We start from the raw sequence: 26425 nt of genomic DNA, 5'->3' as shown, positions 1-26425 counted from the left end.
TTTTTCTGCCATTCAAAAAATCGTTTTTGAGATGGTAGCTTCACTTTATTTTCTATAAAACAAAAGCATTATATCACCAATAATTATAGATGTATAGAAAAAAATCTTTTTAAGGTGAGTATGTTTAATAGTTAGCCTCAACTAATGAATAGAGGAAGACAATTCCATTAAAATGAATAAATAGTGTATAATGCAGAGTGGCTATAATGAAGAATAAAATATTCTCTTTAAGATAGCATAATGAAACAAGAAGAAATGATAAATGAGGTGCGAAATGGAATATCAATATCCGTTAGATTATGATTGGTCAAATGAGGAAATGGTTACAATGGTGAAGTTTTATGAAGCGATTGAGAAAGCTTATGAAAAAGGAATTATAAGAGAAGAGTTAATGGGTTTATATCGTCGTTTTAAAGAGATTGTTCCATCGAAAGCAGAAGAAAAGAAAATTGATAAAGAATTTCAAGAAGTAAGTGGATACTCTATATATCGTGCTATTCAAAGGGCAAAAGAAGTCGAAGAACAAAAGCTTGTAAAAATGTAAAAAATATTTTGAAAAATAAAAACTGAAGTGATATAATGTGATAACAACTAAAAACGGACAATATAAATTGTCCGTTTTCTACTATCGATTACAAAGTGCATATAAAGGAAGGAGTGATTGCATCGTAGATTCAATCTTAGCAAGGAATTGTTCGTTGGTCATTGCTGAAAACTCCTCTGGTGATATATGAATACCAACTAATAATTCTGCTTTTTTTACAGTAGCTAATCGTTCAATCATCTTTTGTAAGTCTTCGGTTTCAAGTGTTTTATGTAATTTCACACTTGGTTTAGTATGGTCAATGGACCAAACGAAGTCATTTGGAATATTTGTTTTTAAATCATTTAAATGTTCTAAGAAGGCATGAGCCGTCTCAACTTTTTGTGGACACTCATAGATTAAACCAAAGTATATGAAGGCATGAGTACCCCATAAGCCGATTTGGAAATGCGGTAGCATTTTATATCCTCGTTTATTTGTTGAAAAAGCAACCCAAGTATCGTTTGGTGGATTGACTTTGCGGCGTGCGTGTTTTGCAACATGATAAAAAAAGTTCTCATCAGTTTGTTTGGATAAGTATTCTGCAAATTGTTCCCCTAAAGCTTCTAGCTTAGGATGAATGTTCGTTTTAATTGCACTCATTCGTTCTTCGAGACCATCAACTGTAAAGACATCAAAATCAGTTGACTTGAATGTTTGAATTGTCATGATTGTTCCTCCAACTCCTATTTTGCTTTTATTTTAGCATAGCTTGTACTATTCATAAAAAAAACAGCACAAAAAAATTTAAATAAAAAAATATAATTTTGTTGCATAGATGATTTATCCAACATAGTATAGTATAAAACAAAAAATCAGAAAATTGAATTAATTCTAGTCCGAGGGCAGACGAATATTGGGAGGAGGCAAATAATATGAGACAGGTGATTAATGCGTTAAAGAGAACAGATGCTGAAAAGAGAATACCGGTGCTACGTTTGGAGCTAGATTATGAATTAGCAACTTTATATGATGCGATGATGGAAGATGATAACCAGAAAAAAGAAGAGTGTGTACAAAAGTTAGAAGTGTTAAGACTTGAAATGATTCGTTTAGAAGCGTAATAATAGTATATGTATAAAAAATTAGTTGGTGCGAACCTTATAAAGGGTTCGTTTTTTCTGTGAACAGTATAGATCGGAGTGTTTAAACATGCAAGAAGTATGGAAAGACATCGATGCACACGCCAAACGGTGGATTCGGGATGCAGGAGAGCATTTAATGGCATCAATGAAAAAAGCACTTATTATAGAAACAAAATCAAATGCAGCTGACTTAGTTACAAATATGGACCGAGAGATAGAACAGTTTTTAATTGGGAAAATTAAAGAAACATTCCCGAATCATAATATTTTAGGAGAAGAGGGTTATGGAGACGAGATAACGTCTTCTGACGGGGTTGTTTGGTTAATTGATCCAATTGACGGCACGATGAACTTTGTTCATCAAAAAAGAAATTTTGCGATTTCAATTGGGATTTATGAGAACGGTATCGGAAAGATTGGACTTATATATGATCCAGTGCATGATGAACTATATCATGCAGTCAAGGGATCTGGAGCTTTTTGTAATGATATATCAATTCCTCCATTGGAAAAAGGAACTGTAGAGCAAGGTATTGTAGCTTTAAATGCGATATGGCTTACAGATAATCCATTGCTTAATATGGAAAGTATGATGGCACTTGTTAAGAAAGCAAGGGGCACAAGGTCATATGGCTGTGCAGCGTTAGAGATGGTATACGTTGCAACAGGAAGAATAGATGCATATGTAACGCCGAGATTATCACCATGGGATTTTGGCGGAGGGCAGATAATTGTAGAAGAAGTTGGAGGTAAGGTGACGACATTCTCTGGAGCGCCACTTTCTATCATAGAGAAGAGCAGTGTGTTAGTTGCAAAACCAGGAGTGTATGAAGAAGTGTTATCGTTTATATGAGAGCAACAAAAAAAGTAAGAGGCTGTGTATAAGCTTCTTACTTTTTAGCGTTATTGTGATTTGCGCATTTTTCTTTTTGTTACAAAACCGTATCCAACTGTAACAAATGTGCCGATAATGCAAATAATAATACCGATTGGACTATTTTCAGCAATCATAATGCCGATACCGATTAAGAAAATAACACCGATAATTGCAGTTAATAAAAAGCGATATTGAATGTGTTCCATTTCTTCACCCTCCAATCTCATTTTACTTTCACAAAAGTAAGAATACAACTATATTTTCATTCTTGCTTTTATTTTAATTGCTATTGTATCCCCTTCGCTCTTATAATAGAGAAGGATTAAAAAGACATTAGGAGTTGGACATGTTGAAAAAACGACAAGATTTACGTAATATAGCAATTATTGCCCACGTTGACCATGGTAAAACAACACTTGTTGACCAGTTATTACGTCAAGCGGGGACTTTCCGTGCGAACGAACACGTTGAAGAACGCGCAATGGATTCAAATGATCTAGAAAGAGAACGCGGTATTACAATTTTAGCGAAAAATACAGCGATTCACTATGAAGATAAAAGAATTAACATTTTAGATACACCTGGTCACGCTGACTTCGGTGGAGAAGTAGAACGTATCATGAAAATGGTTGATGGTGTTTTACTTGTTGTTGATGCATATGAAGGTTGTATGCCACAAACACGATTTGTTTTAAAGAAAGCTCTTGAGCAAAACTTAACTCCAATCGTAGTTGTAAACAAAATTGACCGTGACTTCGCTCGTCCAGATGAAGTAGTTGATGAAGTAATCGACTTATTCATTGAGCTTGGTGCAAACGAAGATCAATTAGAGTTCCCAGTTGTATTTGCATCAGCAATGAACGGAACAGCAAGCTTAGATTCAAATCCAGCAAATCAAGAAGAGAATATGAAATCATTATTCGATACAATTATCGAACATATTCCAGCACCAATTGATAACAGCGAAGAGCCACTTCAATTCCAAGTAGCACTTCTTGATTACAACGACTACGTTGGACGTATTGGAGTTGGTCGCGTATTCCGCGGTACAATGAAGGTTGGACAACAAGTTGCTTTAATGAAAGTAGACGGAAGCGTGAAGCAATTCCGCGTAACGAAATTATTCGGTTACATGGGATTAAAACGTCAAGAAATTGAAGAAGCAAAAGCAGGGGACTTAGTAGCCGTTTCTGGTATGGAAGACATTAACGTAGGTGAAACAGTATGTCCAGTTGAACATCAAGATGCGTTACCATTATTACGTATTGATGAGCCAACACTACAAATGACGTTCCTTGTAAATAACAGCCCATTTGCAGGTCGTGAAGGTAAATACATTACATCTCGTAAAATTGAAGAGCGTCTTCGTTCACAATTAGAAACAGATGTAAGTTTACGTGTAGATAATACAGATTCTCCTGATGCGTGGATCGTATCTGGACGTGGGGAACTACATTTATCTATCTTAATTGAAAACATGCGTCGTGAAGGTTATGAATTACAAGTATCTAAGCCAGAAGTAATCATTAAAGAAGTTGATGGCGTAAGATGTGAGCCTGTAGAGCGCGTACAAATCGATGTACCTGAAGAATACACTGGTTCTATTATGGAATCTATGGGTGCACGTAAAGGTGAAATGTTAGATATGGTGAATAACGGAAACGGTCAAGTTCGCCTTACTTTCATGGTTCCAGCACGTGGTTTAATTGGTTACACAACAGAATTCTTAACATTAACTCGTGGTTACGGTATTTTAAACCATACATTCGATTGCTACCAACCAGTACACGCTGGACAAGTTGGTGGACGTCGCCAAGGTGTTCTAGTTTCACTTGAAACAGGAAAAGCATCACAATACGGTATTATGCAAGTTGAAGACCGTGGTGTAATCTTCGTTGAACCAGGTACAGAAGTATATGCTGGTATGATTGTCGGAGAACACACTCGTGAGAACGACTTAACAGTTAACGTTGTGAAAATGAAACAACAAACTAACATTCGTTCTGCGACGAAAGATCAAACTTCAACAATGAAGAAACCACGCCTAATGACTTTAGAAGAATCATTAGAGTACTTAAACGATGACGAGTTCTGTGAAGTAACTCCAGAATCAATTCGTCTACGTAAAAAGATTCTTGATAAGAGTGAGCGCGAAAGAGCTGCTAAGAAAAAGAAATCTGTTGAAGCGTAAAAATAAAAAAACAACGCCCTTTATAAAGGGCGTTGTTTTTTTATTTTGTTTATTTTTTAGAATATTTACTCTTTTTTGTGGACAGTATTTTTTTTGCGAGTTACTCTTGTATTAAGTGTATAAAGAAAATTGCATTTTACTGCTAGGGGGGAAGAGTGTGTTAGAAAGGATGTCTTTTTTTGCAAAATTGTGTAAGGTAGATGAAAATCCAGAGTTAGGAATGTGGTTACTTTATGGGACGATTATTATATTAAGTGCTCTCGTTTATAATTTAGGGTTTGCTAGAAAGTTGTCTGTACTAAAAAATATTGTGATATACATATCATTAGCAATTGGATGCACAGTATTAACCTTTTTTGCTGTGTTTTTACCTGTTGGAGAAGGACTTGTTGTAGCAGCAATTGTACTTGGAATTTATAGACTGCGTTTGCGTCAAGCGAAACAACAAAAAGCAGGATAAGAAAGGGGAGTTTTCATGCGTTCAGTGCAAGATGCACTATATAATTGGTTAACAATTAAAACAGTTGCGGAAGCACGTCCAGATGATAGTGCTGCAAAAGAAACATATTTGTTATTTCAAAATATGGTATATGAAGAACATAAATTAAGAAATGTGGAAGTCGAAAAGAACGAGGAAATGTATTTAATTACATATGAAATAAATGGAGAACGGAAATCTGCAAGGTTTCCGTTAGAAGCCATTGATTGTTTTTTGGATCAGATGAATCGTGAACCAGAAAAATATAAATAAGTCCTTATCTATATGAGTAAGGACTTATTTACATTTTACCAATCATCTTCGATTTTTTTATCACGATATAATCGGAAATTACCACTTGCATGACGTTCCATTGTACGCTCTGCAATTCGTTCCGAACATTCCATGCACATATATGTATGAATAGGGCGATTACGCAGTTTTTTTGCCATAGGATTTTCATCATCTAACATATCTTTTTTATCACAAATCATACATTTGACTCTCATTTCGTCACCTCAATACGAATTCTATCAGTATAAGTATATCATGGAAGTATAATGTTTTTGAATAATAGTGGGAAAAAATAATATTTTCGCAATTCAAAAAATAAGTTATGATAAGGATATACCAAGTATATTTGGAGGTGAAAATATGGCGAATGTAGTAGAGCCTACCTTAACAGAGGATTTAGTACAAACGTTGCGTAAAGAGTGTATTGTTATGATAGCAACGACAGATTTCGAAAAACAAGTTCCTAACGTAAGTGCTATTTCTTGGGTGTATGCAGTGAGTAAAACTAGTATTCGATTTGCAGTAGATCAACGTTCACGTATTGTGGAAAATATACGTCATAATACAGGTGTGGTATTGACTATAATGGCGAATGAATCCGTATTTTCTATAAGTGGTGCAGGTGAAATTTTGACAGATAGAATGGAAGGTATTTCTCTAAAATTAACTGTAATAGAAGTAAAGGTGCAAGAAGTGCGTGATGTTATGTTTTATGGAGCGAAACTTGCAATTGAACCAACATATGAAAAAACATATGATCTTCGGGCAGCGAAAAAGCTGGATAACGAAGTCTTAGTAGGGATAAGAGAATTATAAAGATGCTAAATAAGAAATTCGTTTATTCACTTTTGTAGTCGGTTATTGTGATTTAACGTTAATAATTATAATAAAAAGTAATATATTGAATAGAAATGAATAAAGAATAAATAAAAGGTTTAATGACTATGATTTTCGATTCTACCTCGTTTACACGGTACATATAATTATAACAATGGTTCGTCCATATTTTATGGATGAAACCCTTGTTCTACAAATTTAAAAGTGGAGTCAGGGGGTAACAGGTTGGATAAAATTTATGTGTTAGATACGAATGTACTTTTGCAGGATCCTTTATCTATTTTTTCATTTGAAACCAATGAAGTAGTGATTCCAGCAGTTGTATTAGAAGAGGTTGATTCGAAAAAACGTTATATGGATGAAGTAGGAAGAAACGCTCGTTATGTATCTAAGTTAATAGATAAATTTCGTGAAATAGGAAAGCTGCATGAAAGTATCCCGCTAGAAAACGGCGGAACATTTCGTATTGAATTGAACCATCGTTCATTTGTGCAACTACAAGATATTTTTGTAGAAAAAACAAATGATAATCGAATTTTAGCTGTAGCAAAAAATCTATCTTTAGAAGAACAGGAAAAAGAGGACGGGAAGTCTGTTATTTTAGTAAGTAAAGATGTACTCGTAAGGGTAAAAGCTGATGCAATTGGTTTGAAGGCTGAAGATTATTTAAGTGATCGCGTAATTGAAGTAGAAAATATATATTCTGGTTTTTTAGAAGGATATATATCAAAAGAACAATTGGATTATTTTTATGAGAAAGGTGAATTGCCTCTATCTGAAATTGCGAATCATCCTTTTTACCCAAATCAATTTGTAGTAATGAAAGATGCATTAGGGGGCTCTAGTTCTGCGCTTGGCATTGTGGATCACTTAGGGAAGAAGGTAAAGAAACTTATTTTTCACAATGAACAAGTGTGGGGGATACGACCACGAAACGTGCAGCAAATTATGGGATTAGAATTGTTGCTTCGTGAAGATATTCCGCTTGTAACGTTAACGGGGAAAGCCGGCACAGGAAAAACGTTACTTGCGTTAGCTTCGGGACTTATGCAAACAGAAGACTTAGGGTTATATAAAAAATTACTTGTGGCAAGACCAATTGTTCCAGTCGGAAAAGATATCGGTTATTTACCAGGAGAAAAAGAAGAAAAATTAAGACCATGGATGCAGCCAATTTTTGATAACCTAGAGTATTTATTTAATACGAAAAAGCCAGGAGAGTTAGATGCTATTCTAGCGGGAATGGGTTCGATTGAAGTAGAAGCCCTTACTTATATACGCGGGAGAAGTATTCCAGATCAGTTCATTATCATTGACGAAGCACAAAATTTAACAAAGCATGAAGTGAAAACGATATTAACTAGGGTAGGGGAAAAGAGTAAGATTGTATTGATGGGAGATCCTCAGCAAATTGATCACCCATATTTAGATGAATATAATAATGGCTTAACGTATGTTGTAGAGAAGTTTAAAGAACAGCGTATTAGTGGTCATGTGAAGTTTGTTAAAGGAGAGCAATCTAATTTAGCTCAACTAGCAGCAGATTTATTGTAAAAAGGAGTGAGCTTAAGCTCACTCCTTTTCTTTAAATAATTGTAAATTTACGGATGTTACGGATTGGATTTTGTTGATTAGATCCATCATTGAAATAGAGATGAACAGGCCCGTCTTCTTTTAATGGTTTTCCTTCTTTTGAAAAGCCTAGTATAGCATTTTTGACAGTTTCTAATGGAAGTGTCATTGTATGATCTACCGTTTCAATTTCAACTTGCGTAGCGTCCTCTAAAATTTCAGCGTTAGCAAGGAATGGATGAAATGGTATACCAAATGTTCCAGTAATCAGCTGTTCTTTTTTATATTTCTTCACACTTTGTTGTATTGGAGGAAAAGCGGCACCATCACGGATTTCGCGATCCCAATGTTCTGAAGTGTTTTTTAAATAAGTTTCTAGTTCAGACGTGTTTTCTCTAGTTTCATCAAAGTAAGTTGTCAAATCTACTTTTCGATCATCAAAGATCCAAACAGTTGGATCAATAGTGATTGGAAAACGTACTTTTCCGTTAATAAATAAAATTTCGCTCATTGTTGTTCCCCCATTTGTGTTATACTCCCACTTTTCAGTATAATAGTATTAGACACTGTTGTCACAAAAAATGTTTCTATTGCAATTTATTAAAACTATCGCTAATATTAATAGATAGGATAGAGGAGAGTAGGACGGAAACGGAGGGAATCAATTTGGCGTCTGAGACAGTAGCAAATCATCAGGAAAAGGCACTAGCCCTTCTACAAGCGGATGCAGAGAAGATTTTAAGACTTATTAAGGTGCAAATGGACCATCTTACAATGCCGCAATGTCCATTATATGAAGAAGTGTTAGACACACAAATGTTTGGACTATCCCGCGAGGTCGATTTTGCAGTTCGCCTTGGTCTTATTGCAGAAGAACAAGGGAAAGCAATGTTAGGTGAGCTCGAACGTGAGTTATCTGCACTTCATGAAGCATTTACAAACAAACAACAATAACGGGTTCAAATAAGGGGGCTCAAACTAAATTAGTTTGAGCTTTTTATTTGTATAATAAAGCAGGAAGAATCAATGTACATATGGAATACAACAATAATTAAATTGAAACAGAAAGAGGAAATGAAATGAAAAAAGTATGGAAATCAATGGATTATTCATTGTTACTTCCTCTTGTTATCTTATGTGTGCTGGGGGTAATAATGGTATATAGTTCTAGTTCCATTGTTGCGATTTCGCGATTTGATAAACCAGCAAATTTCTTTTTTAAAAGACAATTAATTACTTTAGTTGCTGGGACAATAGTATTAATAATTATTGCTACTATCCCATATAAAGTTTGGAGAAAACGAATTTTTTTGTTGGGGAGTTACGGTGCTAGTGTTGCTTTATTAGCTGCAGCTGCCTTTTTCACTAAGTCAGTAAACGGTGCAAACGGATGGATATTTGGAATACAGCCTGCGGAATTTGTAAAGATAACGGTTATCCTCATATTAGCTCATTTTTTTGCGAAAAGACAAGAAACGAATACACCTGTTTTCAAAGGGTCAGGTCCAGTACTCATTGGTGTTGGTATAATCATGTTTTTAATATTAAAGCAAAATGATTTAGGTACTGATTTGTTAATTGCAGGAACAGTAGGAATTATGTTCCTTTGTTCGGGAGTACAGGTTAACTTATGGATTAAACGAATTGCTTTAACTTCTATAGTATGGATTCCGGCACTATATCTTCTTGGCAATTATGCATTAAATCCATATCAAAAGGCACGTTTTTCTGTTTTCCTTGATCCGTTTAATGATCCTCAAAAGGATGGATTCCAATTGGTAAATTCATTTATTGGAATTGCTTCTGGAGGGCTTAATGGTAGGGGATTAGGAAATAGTGTGCAAAAGTATGGTTATTTACCAGAACCACAAACGGATTTTATTATGGCAATTATATCGGAAGAACTTGGTTTTATAGGCGTAGCAATCATTTTGATTTGTTTATTGCTTATAATTATTCGATCATTTAGAGTCGCACAAAAGTGTACAGATCCATTTGGAAGTTTAATAGCTATCGGAATTGCAAGCTTGTTTGGAGTTCAAACGTTTATTAATGTTGGTGGTATGTCTGGAGTAATACCACTTACCGGAGTACCATTACCGTTTGTCAGTTACGGTGGTAGTTCTTTATTAGCTAATCTACTTGCGATGGGGATACTACTCAATATTGCTAGTCACGTGAAACGACAAGAGAAACAACAGAATGGATTAATGAAAGAAAAAGAACAAAATGGACCACATCTTGTAGTTGTAAAATAAAAACACATTGTGCTTTAGAGCATGATGTGTTTTTATTTTTAAGTAGTTTTAAATGTGATGTATTAATATATCTTTCGGTTAAACGATATATCACATTTAGTTTAATGTGATATACAATTAAGTTGTTAGAAAAGGAAGAGGTATGCTATACTATTTTTGTGAAACAAATTGCACAGAAAACTTATCATTTGTTAAAAAATAAGGTATGATGGATAAAAATAAAGTGAAGCTTTCTAAGTATAATATAATGTGGAAAGTGAAGAACTTCACGCTTTTTAAGGTGTGTATATATTTTATCTCTAGAGTGGTAGGAAAGTAGAGGGGGAAAATCATGACAAAGCTGCAACGTATTCAAAAAGTATTGGTAGCTAACCGTGGAGAGATTGCAATTCGTGTGTTTCGAGCTTGTTCGGAACTTGGATTAAAAACAGTTGCAATCTATTCTAAAGAGGATAGTGGTTCTTATCATCGCTATAAAGCCGATGAGTCCTATTTAGTTGGGGAAGGAAAAAAACCAATTGATGCTTATCTAGATATTGAAGGCATTATTGAGATTGCAAAAAGTAATCATGTAGATGCAATCCACCCTGGATATGGTTTCTTGTCAGAAAATATTCAATTCGCTAAACGTTGTGAAGAAGAAGGAATTATCTTTATCGGTCCGAAAAGTAAGCATTTAGATATGTTTGGAGATAAAGTGAAAGCAAGAACACAAGCGCAGCTAGCACAAATTCCAGTTATACCTGGTAGTGATGGTCCAGTAAATTCATTAGAAGAAGTCGAAAAATTTGCTGAAAAGTATGATTACCCGATTATTATTAAAGCATCCCTTGGGGGTGGCGGTCGTGGTATGCGTATTGTGCGTACTAGTGAGGAATTAGGAGAATCATATAATCGAGCGAAATCAGAAGCGAAAGCAGCCTTTGGTAATGATGAAGTTTACGTCGAAAAATTCGTTGAAAAACCTAAACATATAGAAGTACAAATTTTAGCAGATGAAGAAGGCAATGTTGTTCATTTATACGAGCGTGACTGTTCTGTACAACGTCGTCATCAAAAAGTTGTAGAAATTGCACCGAGTGTATCACTTTCAGATGATCTGCGTCAGCGTATTTGTGATGCTGCTGTGAAGTTAACGAAAAATGTAAATTATTTAAATGCAGGAACAGTAGAATTCCTTGTAAAAGATGATGAGTTTTACTTTATTGAAGTAAATCCACGTGTTCAAGTAGAACATACGATTACAGAAATGATTACGGGAGTAGATATTGTTCAATCACAAATTTTAATAGCTGATGGACATGCATTACATAGCAAAATGGTAGGTGTTCCGAAGCAAGAGGAAGTAGTTGTACATGGATTTGCAATTCAATCTCGTGTAACAACTGAAGATCCGCTAAATAATTTTATGCCGGATACAGGAAAAATTATGGCGTATCGATCAGGCGGTGGTTTTGGTGTACGTCTTGATACAGGAAATAGCTTCCAAGGTGCAGTTATTACACCGTACTACGATTCTTTACTTGTAAAAGTTACAACTTGGGCACTTACTTTTGAGCAAGCTGCTGCAAAAATGGAACGTAACTTAAAAGAATTCCGTATTCGTGGTATTAAAACAAATATTCCATTCCTAGAGAATGTAGTAAAACATAAAAACTTCTTATCAGGAGAATATGATACTTCATTTATCGATGCGTCACCTGAATTGTTCTTGTTCCCGAAACGTAAAGACCGTGGAACGAAAATGTTAAATTACATTGGTACAGTAACAGTAAATGGTTTCCCAGGGGTAGGTAAAAAAGAAAAACCAATATTCCCAGATGCTCGTATTCCATGTTTAAAACATTCAGAGCCAATCCAAAATGGAACGAAACAAATTTTGGACGAGCGTGGAGCGGACGGATTAGTAAAATGGGTACAGGATCAAAAGCGTGTACTTTTAACGGATACAACATTCCGTGATGCACACCAGTCATTACTTGCAACTCGTATTCGTACAAAAGATTTACATCAAATTGCGGAGCCAACAGCGAGAATGTTACCGAACCTATTCTCAGCGGAAATGTGGGGCGGTGCAACATTTGACGTTGCGTATCGTTTCTTAAAAGAAGATCCATGGGAACGATTACTAGATCTGCGTGAAAAAATGCCGAACGTGTTATTCCAAATGTTACTTCGTTCTTCAAACGCAGTTGGATACAAAAACTATCCAGATAATTTAATTCAAAAATTTGTGGAATGTTCTGCTCAAGCAGGCATTGATGTATTCCGTATTTTTGATAGCTTAAACTGGGTGGAAGGCATGAGAGTTGCAATTGACGCTGTACGAGACACTGGTAAAATTGCAGAAGCAACAATGTGCTACACAGGGGATATTCATGATCCACTGCGTAGTAAATATGATTTAAATTACTATAAAAATTTAGCAAAAGAGTTAGAAGCATCAGGAGCTCACATTTTAGGTATTAAAGATATGGCAGGCTTACTAAAACCAAATGCAGCATATGATTTAGTTTCTGCATTAAAAGAGACAGTGTCGATTCCAATTCATCTGCACACGCACGATACGAGTGGAAATGGTATATTAACGTATACGAAGGCAATTGAAGCGGGTGTTGATATCGTCGATGTAGCAGTGAGTTCTATGGCTGGTCAAACGTCACAACCAAGTGCGAACACGCTATACTATGCATTAGGTGGAAACGAAAGACAACCAGATGTTAATATAGATTCTTTAGAAAAACTATCTCATTATTGGGAAGATGTACGCAAATACTATGCACCGTTTGAAAGTGGTATGAATGCGCCGCATACAGAGGTATATATGCATGAAATGCCGGGTGGGCAGTATAGTAATCTTCAGCAACAAGCGAAGGCGGTTGGTTTAGGAGATCGCTTCGATGAAGTGAAAGTAATGTACCGCCGTGTGAATGACATGTTTGGAGATATTGTAAAAGTAACGCCATCATCAAAAGTTGTTGGTGATATGGCATTATTTATGGTTCAGAACCATCTGACAGAACAAGATGTTTTAGAGCGTGGACATGCGATGGACTTCCCAGGGTCTGTTGTTGAAATGTTCTCTGGTGATTTAGGTCAACCGTACGGTGGTTTCCCGAAAGAATTACAAAAGATTATTTTAAAAGGGAAAGAGCCATTAACAGTAAGACCAGGTGAATTACTAGAGCCAGTAGATTTCGAAGCGTTAAAAGAAGAATTATTCCATAAACTTGGACGCGAAGTAACGATTTTTGATGTAGTGGCATATGCTTTATATCCAAAAGTATTTATGGATTATGAAAAAGTTGCTGAGCTTTATGGAAATGTATCTGTACTTGATACACCGACGTTCTTCTATGGTATGAGACTAGGTGAAGAAATTGATGTAGAAATTGAACAGGGTAAAACATTGATGGTTAAACTAGTATCAATTGGAGAACCTCAGCCGGATGGAAACCGTGTTCTTTACTTGGAATTCAACGGTCAACCACGTGAAATTATCGTGAAAGATGAGAGTGTAAAAGCAACAGTTGCACAACGTGTGAAAGGAAACCGTGAGAATCCAAATCATATTAGTGCAACGATGCCAGGAACGGTAATTAAAGTAGTTGTAAAAGAAGGCGACGAAGTGAAAAAAGGCGATTCTATGGCAATTACAGAAGCGATGAAAATGGAAACGACAGTTCAAGCGCCGTTCAATGGTAAAGTGAAGAAAGTATATGTTAACGATGGTGATGCAATTCAAACGGGTGATTTACTTATTGAATTAGATCACTAAAATAAAAAAAGGGCTGTGTAAATACAGCTCTTTTTTTATTGCAAAAAAATCCCTTGCCAATTCGGCAAGGAATTTTAGTTTTATATTATTTTGTTTGTTTAGAAGTTGATGCAGCTTCTTTTGCATTCACTTTACTTCTTGTTCCTAACATAACTAAATAGCATAGTACAGCAAACAAGCAAGAAATAAATAGAGAATGTAACAATGCCATCGCTAAACTAGCGTTTGTAAATACAACTAAAACTCCTACTACAGCTTGAAGTGTAACAAGGATAAATGAAATGATCCATCCCCAATATACGACAGGTTGCTGTTTGTAATGGCGAATAGCGAGAATCATCGCGTATAGTATCCAAGCGAAAATTAACATCGCTGCAACTCTATGGCCCATTTGAACCCATTCATGTAGTTGAGTTGGCATAGGTCTGTTTTTGCTACATAAAGGAAAGTCTGGACAGGCTAAGCTAGCTCGTTCGTGACGTACTAAAGCGCCTGTGTAGACGACGATATAACTGTAAATTGTTACACCATAAATATGAAATTTCATTTTTTTGTCCATAATAAGTGAACGTGCATCAAATTTTTGGTCAATTTCAAAGATAAGACACGTTAATAAAATGACAGAAGCAAATGAAATTAAGGAAATACCGAAGTGGATAGCAAGTACAGCGGGCATTTGGCCCCAAACAACTGCTGCTGCTCCCATTAATGCTTGTGCAACTAAAAATACGAAGGATAAAATTGCTAACGTTTTTGTTTCACGCACATGTTTATAATATTTCCAGGACAAAATACAAAGGAGAGTGACAAGAATTCCAGCTGATCCTGATGTTAATCGGTGGCTAAGTTCAATAATAGTTTCCATTGATAAATTAGATGGAACAAATTCACCGTTACAAAGTGGCCATGATTTACCACAACCTTGACCAGAACCTGTTTTTGTAACTAAAGCGCCTCCTAATAAAACTATTAATAAATCAAGGCTTGTAATGACTGCTAACCATTTAATAAAGCGTTGCAATCTCTTTCACCATCTTTCTGCTATGAAGTTATTGCGAAATATTTTCATTCCATTATGTATAGAATAAAACGCGCTAGTTCCTATGATATATAAAAAATAATAAAATAGCAAAGAAATGGAGGAGGAAGGAAATGGGGAGAAAACAGGTGTAAAAACAGGGTTCCTAAGGAAAATTTTGGGTGAAAAATAGGCTATTTTGAAAAGAAATGGGGAGAATACGTGTTAAATAGGACAAAATAGTTTATTATAGAAGGTAACATCATGTTATGATAAGGACAAGTCAGAATGAAGTTTTTTATATTCGACACAAAAAGTTCATGTTTTCTTCACAAAATGTTCGGGAAATATGATTTAATATATTGGAGTATGAGCGTAGATTAGTAGTAGAATGGGTTAACAATGTTTCTACTGTAATAATATTGCTATATAGAAGCGAATTATTTCATTTGAAATATGCGCAAAAAGAAAGATGAAAGTTTTAAGAGGGGGTTAGAGTGATGAACCATGCAACAAGTGAGCTGCATGATGAGTCCGCTGTTACAAGTGTACCGGAAACAACTCGGTTACAAGATTTAAAAGCACTCGTTAAAATGGGGATTGTAAACTCAAATACACTTACTGTATTTACAGGATTTTGGTTGGCATTACACTTTAATGGATTAAGTGTAATGGACAATCTGGATAAGTTATTCTTTACAATCGTTGGTTCTGGATTAGTTATGGCAGGGGTATGTTGTTTAAACAACTACATTGATCGAGACATCGATCCATTAATGGAAAGAACAAAGACCCGTCCAACGGTTACTGGAAAGTATAAACCAGGATTTGCACTTACATTTGGACTAGTCATATTACTTCTTGGTTTTGTATTTTTATTATTAACAACACCAATGGCAGTCTTAATGGGATTTATTGGTGCTTTCACATATGTTGTTCTATATAGTTTATGGACAAAGAGAAAGTATACACTAAATACTGTTGTAGGTAGTATATCTGGTGCAGTTCCTCCTTTAATTGGATGGGCAGCAATCGATCCATCTTTAGGCCATCCAATTGCTTGGATGTTATTTTTAATTATGTTTATTTGGCAAATCCCACATTTCCTTGCATTAGCAATGAAACGTGTTGATGAATATCGAAATGCAGGAATTCCAATGCTTCCTGTAGTTCATGGATTTGAAATTACGAAACGCCAAATTATGATTTGGACAGTATGTTTATTACCACTACCATTTTATATGAGTGGACTAGGGATAACATTTATGGTAATTGCAACACTGCTTAACATCGGATGGATCGTTTTAGGATTTTATGGCTTCCGTAAGAAAGATGACATCAAATGGTCCGTGCAAATGTTTGTTTATTCCCTAAATTATTTAACAATCTTATTTGTATCAATGATTGTAGTTACATTCTTCTAAGACAACGACATAATTGGATTTCTTTACGTTGAGATTTACTTTACTTAACTATAAAGTACAATCTAATTCACAAGGAAAGTGGGGGTTGTTTGTATGAAGAAACAGTGGCGACTGCTTTCGTTCGTTTCACTGCTGGCTTTACTGTTAGGGGGATGCGGTAAAGCCTTTCAATCTACTTTAATTCCGCAAGGAGAAGTAGCAAAAATGCAATATGATTTACTTCTACTGGCGAGTGCAATCATGGTAGGAGTAGTACTAGTAGTTACTATTATTTTCTTATATGTAATTGTGCGTTTCCGACAAAAGAAAGGTCAGGAAGATTATATTCCAGAGCAAGTTGAAGGGAATCACAAGCTAGAAATTATATGGACAGTTATTCCGATTATTCTTTTACTAATCTTAGCTGTTCCAACAGTTACATATACATTCAAACTTGCTGATGTAAGTGCGATGGAGAAAAAGAATATTGATAAAGATACTATCGTTGTTGATGTAACAGCGAATCTTTATTGGTGGGAATTTTCTTATAAATCAGAAAAGATAGTAACTTCGCAAGATTTGGTCATCCCCACAGGTAAGAAAGTGTATTTAAATTTGAAGGGTGCCGATATTAAACACTCATTTTGGGTTCCATCTTTAGCAGGGAAAATGGATACAAATACAGACAATGTGAACAAAATGTGGTTAAAGGCAGATAAATCGGGCACTTATAATGGTTTTTGTACAGAATTTTGCGGCCCATCACATTCTTTAATGCAATTTAAAGTGAAAGCTTTAGATGAAAGCGAGTACAAAAAATGGCTTGCTGATATGAAGAAGATTGATGGGAAGAAAGAAGTAGCTTCAACAAAGGCGCAAGAGGGCCAAGAAATATTTAATAAAAGCTGTATTGGTTGTCACGCAGTTGGATCTAATGATAGTAGACCACCTTCCGCTCGTATCGCACCAAACTTAGCAAACTTTGCGGATCGCGATATGGTTGCCGGTATTGCCGAAAACAATGAAGAAAACTTAAAAAAATGGCTGAAAGATCCTGAAAATATGAAGCCAGGAAACAAAATGACTGGCAAATATGGCAACTTAACGGATGATCAAATTGATGCATTAAATGCATACTTACAAACGTTAAAAGTTGAAAAGTAAAGAGGGACTATTCGCGAAGGGGAGGTTGAAAACGTGAGTTCTGTAGCAAAAAAACAGGGGATGGGTGCTGTCATATGGGATTATTTAACGACAGTAGACCATAAAAAGATTGCCATTCTCTATTTAATTGCAGGTGGATTGTTTTTTGTAATAGGCGGAATAGAAGCTCTATTTATTCGCCTTCAATTAGCGATTCCTAACAACGCTTTTCTTGTTGGGGATGCTTATAATCAAGTATTAACGATGCACGGTACAACAATGATTTTCCTCGCAGCTATGCCACTCGTGTTTGCATTTATGAACGCCGCTGTACCACTTCAAATTGGTGCACGTGATGTAGCGTTCCCGTTTTTGAATTCACTCGGATTTTGGTTATTTTTCTTTGGTGGAGTATTTTTAAATTTAAGTTGGTTTTTAGGTGGAGCACCTGATGCAGGATGGACATCTTATGCATCTTTAGCTTTAGCCTCTAAAGGTCATGGTGTTGATTTCTATGTACTCGGCTTGCAAATCTCAGGTATTGGTACACTAATTGGAGGAATTAACTTCCTTGTAACCATTATTAATATGCGCGCTCCAGGAATGACGTATATGCGTATGCCGATGTTTACATGGACAACATTTGTAACATCTTCGCTTATATTATTCGCTTTTCCGCCGTTAACTGTAGGATTAGGACTTTTAATGTTAGATCGTTTATTTGGAACAAGTTTCTTTAATCCGGCATTGGGCGGGAATACAATTATATGGGAGCATTTATTCTGGATTTTCGGTCATCCAGAAGTATACATTCTTATACTCCCAGCTTTCGGAATATTCTCGGAAATCTTCGCAACATTTTCGAAAAAACGATTGTTTGGTTATTCATCGATGGTGTTTGCGACTGTATTAATTGGATTTTTAGGATTTATGGTATGGGCGCACCATATGTTTACTGTTGGACTTGGTCCAGTTGCTAATGCTATTTTCTCAGTTGCAACAATGGCGATTGCGGTTCCGACTGGTATCAAAATATTCAACTGGCTCTTTACAATGTGGGGCGGAAGTATTCGTTTTACGACACCAATGATGTGGGCAGTAGCTTTCATTCCATCATTCGTAATGGGTGGAGTTACAGGGGTTATGCTAGCATCTGCACCAGCTGATTATCAATTTCATGATAACTATTTCGTAGTAGCGCATTTTCATTATGTAATCGTTGGCGGTGTTGTATTTGGTTTACTTGCAGGAGCTCATTATTATTGGCCACTGATGTTTAATAAAGTATTAAATGAAACATTAGGAAAGATAACGTTTTGGCTATTCTTTATCGGCTTCCATTTAACTTTCTTTATTCAGCATTTCCTTGGCTTGATTGGTATGCCACGCCGTTACTACACATATCTTGAAGGGCAAGGGTTGGAAATGGGGAATATGATTAGTTCCATCGGAGCGGTGTTTATGGCTCTTGGAACGATTGTTCTTCTATTCAATGTAATTAAAACGACAGTATCAAAAGAAAAAGCTGGTCGTGATCCGTGGGATGCACGTACATTAGAATGGACAATGCCAGCACCGACACCAGAATATAACTTTAAACAATTACCATTTGTTCGCGGATTAGATCCGTTTTGGATTGAAAAACGTGAAGGTAATAAAGAAATGACAGCAGCGGAACCAGTTGGTGATATTCATATGCCAAATCCTTCGTTTTCACCATTTGTCATTTCTTTCGGATTGTTTATAGCGGCATTTGGTGCGATGTATATGCAGGGCGGAAAAGATAAGTTCTGGTTATTAGTAGCAATTATTGGTTTAATCATTACATTTGGCACAATGTTCCTACGTTCAGTAATTGATGATCATGGGTATCATATTCATAAAGAAGATTTAGAGGATAAGGGGGGCAAGGCATAATGCATGTAGATGAAAAATTAACGAATGAAACATTTCCAGCAGAGCCTGAAAAAGCAACCCTTGAAGGGAAAAATAAGTTTGTCGGTTTTTGGTTATTTCTTGGAGGCGAAACAGTGTTGTTCGCTTCCTTATTCGGAACATATTTAGCGTTAAAGAATTCTACAAATGGTGGACCAACATCTCAAGAGATGTTCCAAATGCCACTCGTTTTCATTATGACGATGCTTTTATTAACGAGTAGCTTAACGAGTGTATATGCGATGTATCACATGAAAAACTTTAACTTTAAGAAAATGCAGCTTTGGTTACTAGTAACAGTATTGCTAGGTTTAGGGTTTTTAGGATTTGAGATATATGAGTTTTATCATTATACACATGAATTTAAGCATACTATGAGAAGTAGTGCGTTTGGCTCTGCGTTTTATGCTCTTGTTGGTACACATGGACTCCACGTATTGTTTGGGTTATGTTGGATTTTAACATTAATCTTTAGAAATGCGAAGAGAGGTCTAAATTTATACAATGCACCGAAGTTTTATGTTGCATCGATTTATTGGCACTTTATTGACGTAGTTTGGGTGTTTATTTTCACTGTAGTATATTTAATGGGAATGGTGGGATAAACAATGGCGATAAAGCAAACGAATAATCCTAAAGTTGATCTTGTTTATCGGAAGAGAAAAAGTGCGGAGGAAATGAGGCATCAAGTTATTACGTTTGCATTAATGATTTTTTTAACATTAGTTGCATTTGTAGCGGTGGCGTATCCAAAAACTTTTAGTCCGATTTTCTCTGTACCGTTTATTTTACTATTAGCAGTGGTACAAGTAATTTTTCAATTGTATTATTTTATGCATATGAGTCATAAAGGACATGAAGCAGCAAGTTTCTTTCTTTACTCTGGTCTGCTAATAGGGTTAATTACAATTTTAGCTTTTATGACAATCGTGTGGATTTGAAAAGTGAAAAATAAGGGAGCTTGTGTTGTCACAGCTCCCTCTTCATATTATGAGATAACCTTACGAAGGTAGGTGTGAAAATGAGTAACTTGTGGATATTTGGTTTTCAGGCTTTATGGAGTCCAATCTTTTTATTATTTATGCTTTCGATTCTTATTGGGTACTTCTTAATTATTGGGCCATATAGAATGCGATTTGAAAATGCGACGAAGGTAAGTAAAAAGCAAATTTTTTATTTTACGACTGGTATTGTTCTTTTGTATTTTGTAAAGGGAGGGCCTATTGATTTAATTGGCCATATTATATTTAGTGCTCATATGTTTGAAATGGCAGTCATGTATATTGCAGTTCCACCGTTACTGTTGCTTGGTATACCAATTTGGTTATATCGTTACATTACTTCTTTTAAGTTTGTTCAAATTATATTAAAGGCATTTGCTAAACCGCTTATTGCGTTATTTGTATTTAACGGCCTGTTTTCTTTTTATCATTTACCAGTTGTTTTTGATACGGTAAAACAAAGTCAAATAGCTCATCCTATTTGTCTCGCTATATTGTTTTTTACAGCAATCATGATGTGGTGGCCGATGTTAAATCCATTACCAGAATATCAAACGTTAAGTGATATAAAGAAACTTGGTTATATGTTTGCTAACGGCATATTATTAACGCCTGCATGTGCGTTAATCATTTTTGCGACAGCCCCGTTATTTGCAACGTATACGGATCCGGCTGCTTGGATGAAAGCGATGGAACTATGTGTACCAGCGGGCACTTTATCAGATTTAAATATAACGGGACCAGAATTTTTGCACTGGATGCCAGTCGTACAAGATCAGCAAACTGGTGGTATCATAATGAAAATTGTCCAGGAAATAGTGTACGGTACAATTATAGGCTATGTATTCTTTAGATGGGCACGTAGAGAACGTGAAAAGGATAAGGAGCAGTTGCAACAATTGCCGCCGTATTTACAGATTAAGTAAAAAAGTGTATGGGATTCCATGCGCTTTTTCTTTTTAGTTACCTTAAAAAGATTGAATTTTCTAACTTTTTATGTTAAGTTAGTGTAGGCGTGTACTAAAAGTGGAGATAAAATTTACTACTAGCTTTCATGCGTAATAATTCCATATGTAGTGCAAGTTTTTTAGAGAGTTACAAATATATATTGTTATCTTTAATAAACACGAACTATTTTAAGGGGGAGTTTAAATGGGTAGTAGTGGAAGTATGGTAAAGCCGATTAGTGGTTTTTTGACAGCACTAATTCAATATCCAGTACCAGTAGTAGAATCGCGTGCAGACATTGATAAACAAATTCAACAAATCATAAAAACAATTCATTCGACCAAATCAGGTTACCCTGGTTTAGAATTGATAGTATTTCCTGAATATAGTACACAAGGGCTCAATACAAAAAAATGGACTACAGAAGAATTTTTATGCACAGTGCCTGGGCCAGAAACAGACTTATTTGCTGAGGCATGTAAAGAATCTAAAGTATATGGTGTTTTTTCAATAATGGAGAAAAATCCTGATGGTGGAGAGCCATATAATACAGCAGTTATTATTGATCCACAAGGTGAAATGATTTTGAAGTATCGTAAGCTAAATCCTTGGGTGCCAGTCGAGCCTTGGAAAGCTGGAGATTTAGGCTTACCTGTTTGTGATGGACCTGGAGGAAGTAAATTAGCTGTTTGTATTTGTCATGATGGCATGTTCCCTGAAGTAGCTCGTGAAGCGGCCTATAAAGGTGCAAATGTCTTAATTCGTATTTCTGGATATAGTACACAAGTTAGTGAACAATGGATGCTAACCAATCGTTCAAATGCATGGCAGAATTTAATGTATACATTGTCGGTAAACTTAGCGGGTTATGATGGCGTATTTTATTACTTTGGTGAAGGACAAGTATGTAATTTTGATGGGACTACTTTAGTACAGGGACATCGAAATCCTTGGGAGATTGTTACTGCTGAAGTATATCCAGAACTAGCAGATCAGGCTAGATTAGGATGGGGATTGGAAAATAATATATATAATCTAGGTTCAAGAGGATATGTAGCAACTCCTGGTGGGGTGAAAGAAAATCCATATACGTTTGTAAAAGATTTAGCTGAAGGTAAATATAAGGTTCCTTGGGAAGATGAGATTAAAGTAAAAGATGGATCTATTTATGGATATCCAGTAAAAAAAACGATTCATTCTTAGGGAAGGGAAATAAAACAAGCGCATCATATTGATGCGCTTGTTTTTGTTAATCAATAATTTGAAATTCTTTTAACTCTTTTTCGACATTTTGTAGGAGTTGTTCGCTTTTTTGAAGTACATTCGTTGGGAAAGTCTCATCATCACCATATTCAACGCCGTGAGGATAATAATGTTTTCCTAATAAGGGGGGAAGTAGTTTTACTTCAGCGTGTCTACTGCCAATGTCACCTTCAACAGCAACTCCTTGCACTCGTAAATAATAAACATCCTTTAATATTTCAAATTTATAATCGTATGTAACTCGCTCATAATCCCACTGTCCGGCAAGTACGAAGTGGTTGTTTTCCATGATTTCAGTTAAAAGAGTTAATTCAACGACGGCTCCATTAAATTTCGTATTTTTAAATTGCATATAATACCTCCTTTTTTAATGTTACACCATTATTTTTATAATAGTATGAATAATAAGAAAGTGCAATTCATATTGAGAGAAAAGGGATAATCCAGACTTTTTTCACAAAAATATGATATAGTGAAAAGAGTACGGTACACACAAAAAGAAAGAAAAGGATTTGTGTATATCTCAATTTTATGTTTTGTTCAGGAGGTATATCGTTTGAAGAAATTATTGCGTATCGTAATGATTACATTTTTAATTTTAGCTGTTGATTTATACGGGAAATTACTCGTTTCACAATATATATTAACCCCATCTCAATCAAAGCAAGAAAATAAAATTGTGAAAAAGAAAAAGCAAATTAAGGAAGACTCCTCAGACACTGTTTTAAATATGATTGGTGAAGACTCTGAAAACTTATTAGCGAAGTGGGGAGAACCCTCTCGAATAGAGCCATCTGCATACGGATATGAATGGTGGGTATACAACCAGGATTTAACTCAGTATGTTCAATTTGGAGTTTCTGAACGTAAAGTTGTAACGGCATACGCAGCTGGTGAACAAGTTAAGGTTCCACCTTATTATATAAATGAAAAATATGAAGAAGTATATAAAAAAAGTCCGCTTTCGCATGAAATTTCATTAAAAAGAGGGAAAAATAGTTATCAATTTGAGCTATCTGATACCGAAGTCATGGAACAACCGTTAATACCTGTAGAAGATGGATGGGCGCAATTGTATTTTGATCAATTTACACATGAGCTTGTTGGTGTTCGTTATATGGATGATGAAACTTTATTACGCCAAAGACCGTATCAGCTCGTTTATTCAGGTGAATTAATAGCAGAACAACCATTGACTCCAGAAAAAATAAAACAAGTAGAAAATGGGAATATGCAACAAATTTTTGATTTAACAAATATCATTCGAAGTCGTCATAAATTACCATTATTAACATGGGATCAGGAAACAGCAGATGTTGCTGTTGGTCACAGTAAAGATATGAAAGACAATAATTATTTTTCTCATGACTCACCTACATTAGGTACACTAGGAGATCGTTTGCAGCGCGGGAAAGTAGGATTTCAACTTGCTGGTGAGAACATAGCGGCGCAACATAGTGATGGAATTGCGGCAGTGCAAGGTTGGTTAAATAGTGAGGGGCATAGAAAGAATTTATTAAATGAACAATTTACAGGATTAGGTGTTGGTGTATACGATAAATTTTATACACAAAACTTTATTCGAAAATAAAGTGAAATTGTAAGCGGTGGGGTGTTAACATCACCAAATTAGTTACTTCGTATTCACTGAATTGTAGGTGGGAATCTGACCGTATGCAAATAGCAGAAAAAAAGGTGCATGAATCGTCTAAAAATAGGCGAACCATGCGCCTTTTTTTTCTTACTATATAGTAGATATACATGGAGAGGTGAGGATTATGCCAACAACAAAAGGACCGTTACATCCATCGGTTCAACAGTTTAAAGAATTTGTAAACCATCACCCTAAAATGGTTCATGAGGTTAGAAGTGGTCATAAAACATGGCAACAATTTTATGAAGAATGGTACTTACTTGGTGAAGAAGATCCAATATGGGCAACTTATAGACCGGATGGAGCGCCTGCGTTTTCTTCGGTAAAAGAAAATAAAAAAGAAAAAGATAATCGAACTGAAGAGGAAAAAACTGCTGATGTGATGGGGCAAATGCTTTCTTTTTTTAAAAAGTTGGACGTGGAACAAATGCAGAACCATTTAGCCAATGTGACGAGTGCAATTGGGAGCGTGCAACAAGTTATTCAGCAATTTCAAGGTAACCGTACGCAGCAAGAGCAAAGTACTTCAGAAAATAACCCGTTTTTCTTTCAAAAGGATTAGGGGGAAAGATGATGAGAGCAGAAATTATGGAGTTTATAAAGGCTGATGAGGATTTATCTCGCTATATTAGAGAGCAACCGTACTGGTATAGAAAATTAACACGAAATCCTGAAGAAAAAGAGGCTTTTGAGTTAGCGGCGATGCAACATTTCAAAAAAACAATACCAGATAAAGTGGAAAAGTTTCAAAATCAATTGGCCGTTGCTTCGATCATGATTGATATGTTTCAGTATATGAAGCAACAAAATGCAACCTAATTGGAAGTGAAAAATATGTCCGTCATGCAGAACTTTTGTTACAATAGAGGTTGATTATTTAAAAAGGAGTTGCAGCATGACGGAAATTTGTTTAGTACGACATGGACAAACTGATTGGAATTTTCAAGAAATTATTCAGGGGCGAGAAGATATTCCGCTTAATGAAGTTGGTAAGAAGCAAGCGAGTCAGAGTGCAGCTGCTTTACAAGAAGAAACGTGGGATATCATTATAAGTAGCCCGTTAATTAGAGCGCAAGAAACGGCTAATGAAATTGCAAAGACAGTTGGATTACAATCGATTTTATTAGATGAGCGATTTGTTGAACGGAATTTTGGAGAAGCTTCAGGGAAGCCGGTTGCGGCTGTTAGAGAGTTGATTGCTGAAGGTAAAGTAGAAGGTATGGAGCGAGATGAAGAGATTGTAGCTCGTTGCTTTGCTGCTTTAGAAGATGTTGCGACAACTCATTTTGGCAAACGTATTATTATTGTTGCTCACTCACACGCGATAAAAGCGATTTTACATGCCATTGAACCAGATGAAATTACATTTAAGACACCATTAAAAAATGCGTGTATTAGTTATGTGAAACAAAATAGTGGAAAGTGGGATGTTCTTAAATATAATATAGCGGAACATATTAATGTATAAGTGTGTACGGATATAGTGTAAAAATAGTTTCATTATATCTTTCTTTTGAGTAAGTCACTTCAATTAGTAGTTCTAATCTAAATGTGGTATGATGGATACTCGGAGGTGTCTCTCATGATTGTAGCGACGCTAGAAAGCGTATTAATATTAGATAAGGCAGAGCAGCTTGCAAAAGCGATTATCTGTTCAGATATAGCAGAAGATTATCGTAAGTATTATAGAGAATTACATGAAGATATGGAACTTCAGACGCTCATTCAGCAATTTACAGCGATGAAAGAACGGTATGAGGAAGTACAGCGTTTTGGAAAATACCATCCTGACTATACTACCGTGTCAATGAAAATGAGAGAATTAAAGCGTTCTGTGGACTTACATGATAAGGTTGCAGCTTTTAAAAGAGCAGAAACTGCTTTGCAGAAGTTATTAGACGAAGTTAGTGTAGCAATCGGTTCGGAAGTGTCTTCTTCCATTAAAGTGCCAACAGGAAATCCATTCTTTGATGCTGGTGGCTGTGGTGGAGGTTGTGGTACTGGCGGAGGTTGTGGTTGTAAAAAAACGGGGTGATGTACCCCGTTTTTTAGAAGTTGGAAGAAAACGTATACAGAGTTTGTCCTGTAATGTTATAAATTTCTGATT

At 35.7% G+C, this 26425-nt stretch carries 29 protein-coding genes; 23 read left to right on the top strand and 6 right to left on the bottom strand.

The genetic code is table 11. The features are described 5' to 3' along the window. Positions 1-274 precede the first annotated feature (274 nt). Positions 275-544: a UPF0223 family protein gene (locus NST90_RS18610; protein WP_000456562.1), complete on the top strand. Its 270-nt coding sequence runs from the start codon at positions 275-277 to the stop codon at positions 542-544. An 81-nt stretch (positions 545-625) separates the two neighbouring features. Here NST90_RS18610 and NST90_RS18605 read toward each other — a convergent pair whose 3' ends face one another. Next, positions 626-1252, bottom strand: coding sequence for a DUF1054 domain-containing protein (locus NST90_RS18605; RefSeq protein ID WP_000155317.1), 627 nt, complete (start codon positions 1250-1252; stop codon positions 626-628). A gap of 206 nt (positions 1253-1458) precedes the next feature. Between NST90_RS18605 and NST90_RS18600 the strand changes: the two genes are divergently transcribed. Further along, entirely contained in the window at positions 1459-1647 is a 189-nt protein-coding gene (locus NST90_RS18600) for a hypothetical protein (RefSeq protein ID WP_001250165.1), read from the top strand. 88 nt (positions 1648-1735) lie between these two features. Beyond that, positions 1736-2521: an inositol monophosphatase family protein gene (locus NST90_RS18595; RefSeq protein WP_001158701.1), complete on the top strand. Its 786-nt coding sequence runs from the start codon at positions 1736-1738 to the stop codon at positions 2519-2521. A 50-nt stretch (positions 2522-2571) separates the two neighbouring features. On the opposite strand, the gene NST90_RS18590 is transcribed toward NST90_RS18595, so the two are convergent. Beyond that, positions 2572-2751: a DUF5325 family protein gene (locus tag NST90_RS18590; protein ID WP_000400127.1), complete on the bottom strand. Its 180-nt coding sequence runs from the start codon at positions 2749-2751 to the stop codon at positions 2572-2574. Positions 2752-2891: 140 nt separating this feature from the next. Here NST90_RS18590 and typA point away from each other — a divergent pair, with 140 nt between their 5' ends. From typA to NST90_RS18575, 3 genes are all read left to right on the top strand, one after another. Beyond that, positions 2892-4736, top strand: coding sequence for a translational GTPase TypA (gene typA, locus NST90_RS18585; protein WP_000914762.1), 1845 nt, complete (start codon positions 2892-2894; stop codon positions 4734-4736). A 157-nt stretch (positions 4737-4893) separates the two neighbouring features. Next, entirely contained in the window at positions 4894-5196 is a 303-nt protein-coding gene (locus NST90_RS18580; protein WP_000893662.1) for a YlaH-like family protein, read from the top strand. A 15-nt stretch (positions 5197-5211) separates the two neighbouring features. Beyond that, on the top strand, positions 5212-5487 hold the full coding sequence (locus NST90_RS18575; RefSeq protein ID WP_001258151.1) for a hypothetical protein: 276 nt from the start codon (positions 5212-5214) through the stop codon (positions 5485-5487). 35 nt (positions 5488-5522) lie between these two features. On the opposite strand, the gene NST90_RS18570 is transcribed toward NST90_RS18575, so the two are convergent. Then, positions 5523-5723 (bottom strand): YlaI family protein, encoded by a 201-nt coding sequence (locus NST90_RS18570; RefSeq protein WP_002082250.1) that lies wholly within the window; start codon positions 5721-5723, stop codon positions 5523-5525. A gap of 145 nt (positions 5724-5868) precedes the next feature. Between NST90_RS18570 and NST90_RS18565 the strand changes: the two genes are divergently transcribed. Next, the gene (locus NST90_RS18565; protein ID WP_000024596.1) at positions 5869-6324 is read left to right on the top strand and encodes a pyridoxamine 5'-phosphate oxidase family protein; all 456 of its coding nucleotides are present in this window, start codon (positions 5869-5871) and stop codon (positions 6322-6324) included. Positions 6325-6570: 246 nt separating this feature from the next. Further along, entirely contained in the window at positions 6571-7899 is a 1329-nt protein-coding gene (locus tag NST90_RS18560; RefSeq protein ID WP_283748078.1) for a PhoH family protein, read from the top strand. A gap of 31 nt (positions 7900-7930) precedes the next feature. On the opposite strand, the gene NST90_RS18555 is transcribed toward NST90_RS18560, so the two are convergent. Further along, a complete protein-coding gene (locus NST90_RS18555) occupies positions 7931-8428 on the bottom strand; it encodes a hypothetical protein (RefSeq protein WP_001289809.1) in 498 nt (165 codons plus the stop codon). Between the two features lie 155 nt (positions 8429-8583). On the opposite strand from NST90_RS18555, the gene NST90_RS18550 reads away from it, so the two are divergent. The 3 genes from NST90_RS18550 (at position 8584) to pyc (ending at position 13953) form a co-directional block, all read left to right on the top strand. Next, a complete protein-coding gene (locus NST90_RS18550) occupies positions 8584-8871 on the top strand; it encodes a YlaN family protein (protein ID WP_000135694.1) in 288 nt (95 codons plus the stop codon). A 125-nt stretch (positions 8872-8996) separates the two neighbouring features. Further along, on the top strand, positions 8997-10175 hold the full coding sequence (locus NST90_RS18545) for an FtsW/RodA/SpoVE family cell cycle protein (RefSeq protein WP_016123290.1): 1179 nt from the start codon (positions 8997-8999) through the stop codon (positions 10173-10175). Positions 10176-10506: 331 nt separating this feature from the next. Next, positions 10507-13953, top strand: a complete 3447-nt coding sequence (gene pyc / locus NST90_RS18540; protein WP_000164085.1) for a pyruvate carboxylase — start codon at positions 10507-10509, stop codon at positions 13951-13953. An 85-nt stretch (positions 13954-14038) separates the two neighbouring features. Here pyc and ctaA read toward each other — a convergent pair whose 3' ends face one another. Further along, positions 14039-14974, bottom strand: coding sequence for a heme A synthase (gene ctaA, locus NST90_RS18535; protein ID WP_001188742.1), 936 nt, complete (start codon positions 14972-14974; stop codon positions 14039-14041). 497 nt (positions 14975-15471) lie between these two features. Between ctaA and ctaB the strand changes: the two genes are divergently transcribed. The 7 genes from ctaB (at position 15472) to NST90_RS18500 (ending at position 22604) form a co-directional block, all read left to right on the top strand. Beyond that, positions 15472-16395, top strand: a complete 924-nt coding sequence (gene ctaB, locus NST90_RS18530) for a protoheme IX farnesyltransferase (RefSeq protein WP_001015058.1) — start codon at positions 15472-15474, stop codon at positions 16393-16395. 93 nt (positions 16396-16488) lie between these two features. After that, positions 16489-17538 (top strand): cytochrome c oxidase subunit II, encoded by a 1050-nt coding sequence (gene coxB, locus NST90_RS18525; RefSeq protein ID WP_000745268.1) that lies wholly within the window; start codon positions 16489-16491, stop codon positions 17536-17538. A gap of 60 nt (positions 17539-17598) precedes the next feature. Then, complete coding sequence (gene ctaD / locus NST90_RS18520; protein WP_153578907.1) at positions 17599-19434, top strand: cytochrome c oxidase subunit I; 1836 nt, start codon at positions 17599-17601, stop codon at positions 19432-19434. Next, positions 19434-20057: a cytochrome c oxidase subunit III gene (gene ctaE, locus NST90_RS18515; RefSeq protein ID WP_000557861.1), complete on the top strand. Its 624-nt coding sequence runs from the start codon at positions 19434-19436 to the stop codon at positions 20055-20057. The genes ctaD and ctaE overlap by 1 nt, the downstream gene beginning before the upstream one ends. A 3-nt stretch (positions 20058-20060) precedes the next feature. Continuing rightward, positions 20061-20393 carry a cytochrome c oxidase subunit IVB gene (gene ctaF, locus NST90_RS18510; protein WP_000985706.1) on the top strand — a complete coding sequence of 111 codons (333 nt, stop codon included), beginning with the start codon at positions 20061-20063 and terminating at the stop codon, positions 20391-20393. Positions 20394-20473: 80 nt separating this feature from the next. After that, positions 20474-21379 (top strand): cytochrome c oxidase assembly factor CtaG, encoded by a 906-nt coding sequence (gene ctaG / locus NST90_RS18505; RefSeq protein WP_000069022.1) that lies wholly within the window; start codon positions 20474-20476, stop codon positions 21377-21379. Positions 21380-21605: 226 nt separating this feature from the next. Beyond that, complete coding sequence (locus NST90_RS18500) at positions 21606-22604, top strand: formamidase (protein WP_000535802.1); 999 nt, start codon at positions 21606-21608, stop codon at positions 22602-22604. 46 nt (positions 22605-22650) lie between these two features. Here NST90_RS18500 and NST90_RS18495 read toward each other — a convergent pair whose 3' ends face one another. Further along, positions 22651-23016, bottom strand: a complete 366-nt coding sequence (locus tag NST90_RS18495) for a YugN family protein (RefSeq protein ID WP_025709069.1) — start codon at positions 23014-23016, stop codon at positions 22651-22653. 204 nt (positions 23017-23220) lie between these two features. On the opposite strand from NST90_RS18495, the gene NST90_RS18490 reads away from it, so the two are divergent. The 5 genes from NST90_RS18490 to NST90_RS18470 all read left to right on the top strand — a co-directional run bounded on the left by NST90_RS18490 (position 23221) and on the right by NST90_RS18470 (position 26353). Further along, positions 23221-24255 (top strand): CAP domain-containing protein, encoded by a 1035-nt coding sequence (locus NST90_RS18490; protein WP_000735378.1) that lies wholly within the window; start codon positions 23221-23223, stop codon positions 24253-24255. A 187-nt stretch (positions 24256-24442) separates the two neighbouring features. Continuing rightward, positions 24443-24880 (top strand): YlbD family protein, encoded by a 438-nt coding sequence (locus tag NST90_RS18485; protein ID WP_001143346.1) that lies wholly within the window; start codon positions 24443-24445, stop codon positions 24878-24880. Between the two features lie 11 nt (positions 24881-24891). Further along, the gene (locus tag NST90_RS18480) at positions 24892-25137 is read left to right on the top strand and encodes a YlbE-like family protein (protein WP_001200990.1); all 246 of its coding nucleotides are present in this window, start codon (positions 24892-24894) and stop codon (positions 25135-25137) included. A 76-nt stretch (positions 25138-25213) separates the two neighbouring features. Then, complete coding sequence (locus NST90_RS18475; protein WP_000134946.1) at positions 25214-25786, top strand: histidine phosphatase family protein; 573 nt, start codon at positions 25214-25216, stop codon at positions 25784-25786. A gap of 114 nt (positions 25787-25900) precedes the next feature. Beyond that, the gene (locus NST90_RS18470) at positions 25901-26353 is read left to right on the top strand and encodes a YlbF family regulator (RefSeq protein ID WP_000634366.1); all 453 of its coding nucleotides are present in this window, start codon (positions 25901-25903) and stop codon (positions 26351-26353) included. The last annotated feature ends 72 nt before the right edge of the window (positions 26354-26425 follow it).

This window comes from Bacillus sp. FSL E2-8900, assembly GCF_037966225.1.
Classification (GTDB): domain Bacteria; phylum Bacillota; class Bacilli; order Bacillales; family Bacillaceae_G; genus Bacillus_A; species Bacillus_A cereus.
Note: the sequence above shows the minus strand (reverse complement) of the source record. Positions and strands in the feature narration are given on the sequence as shown.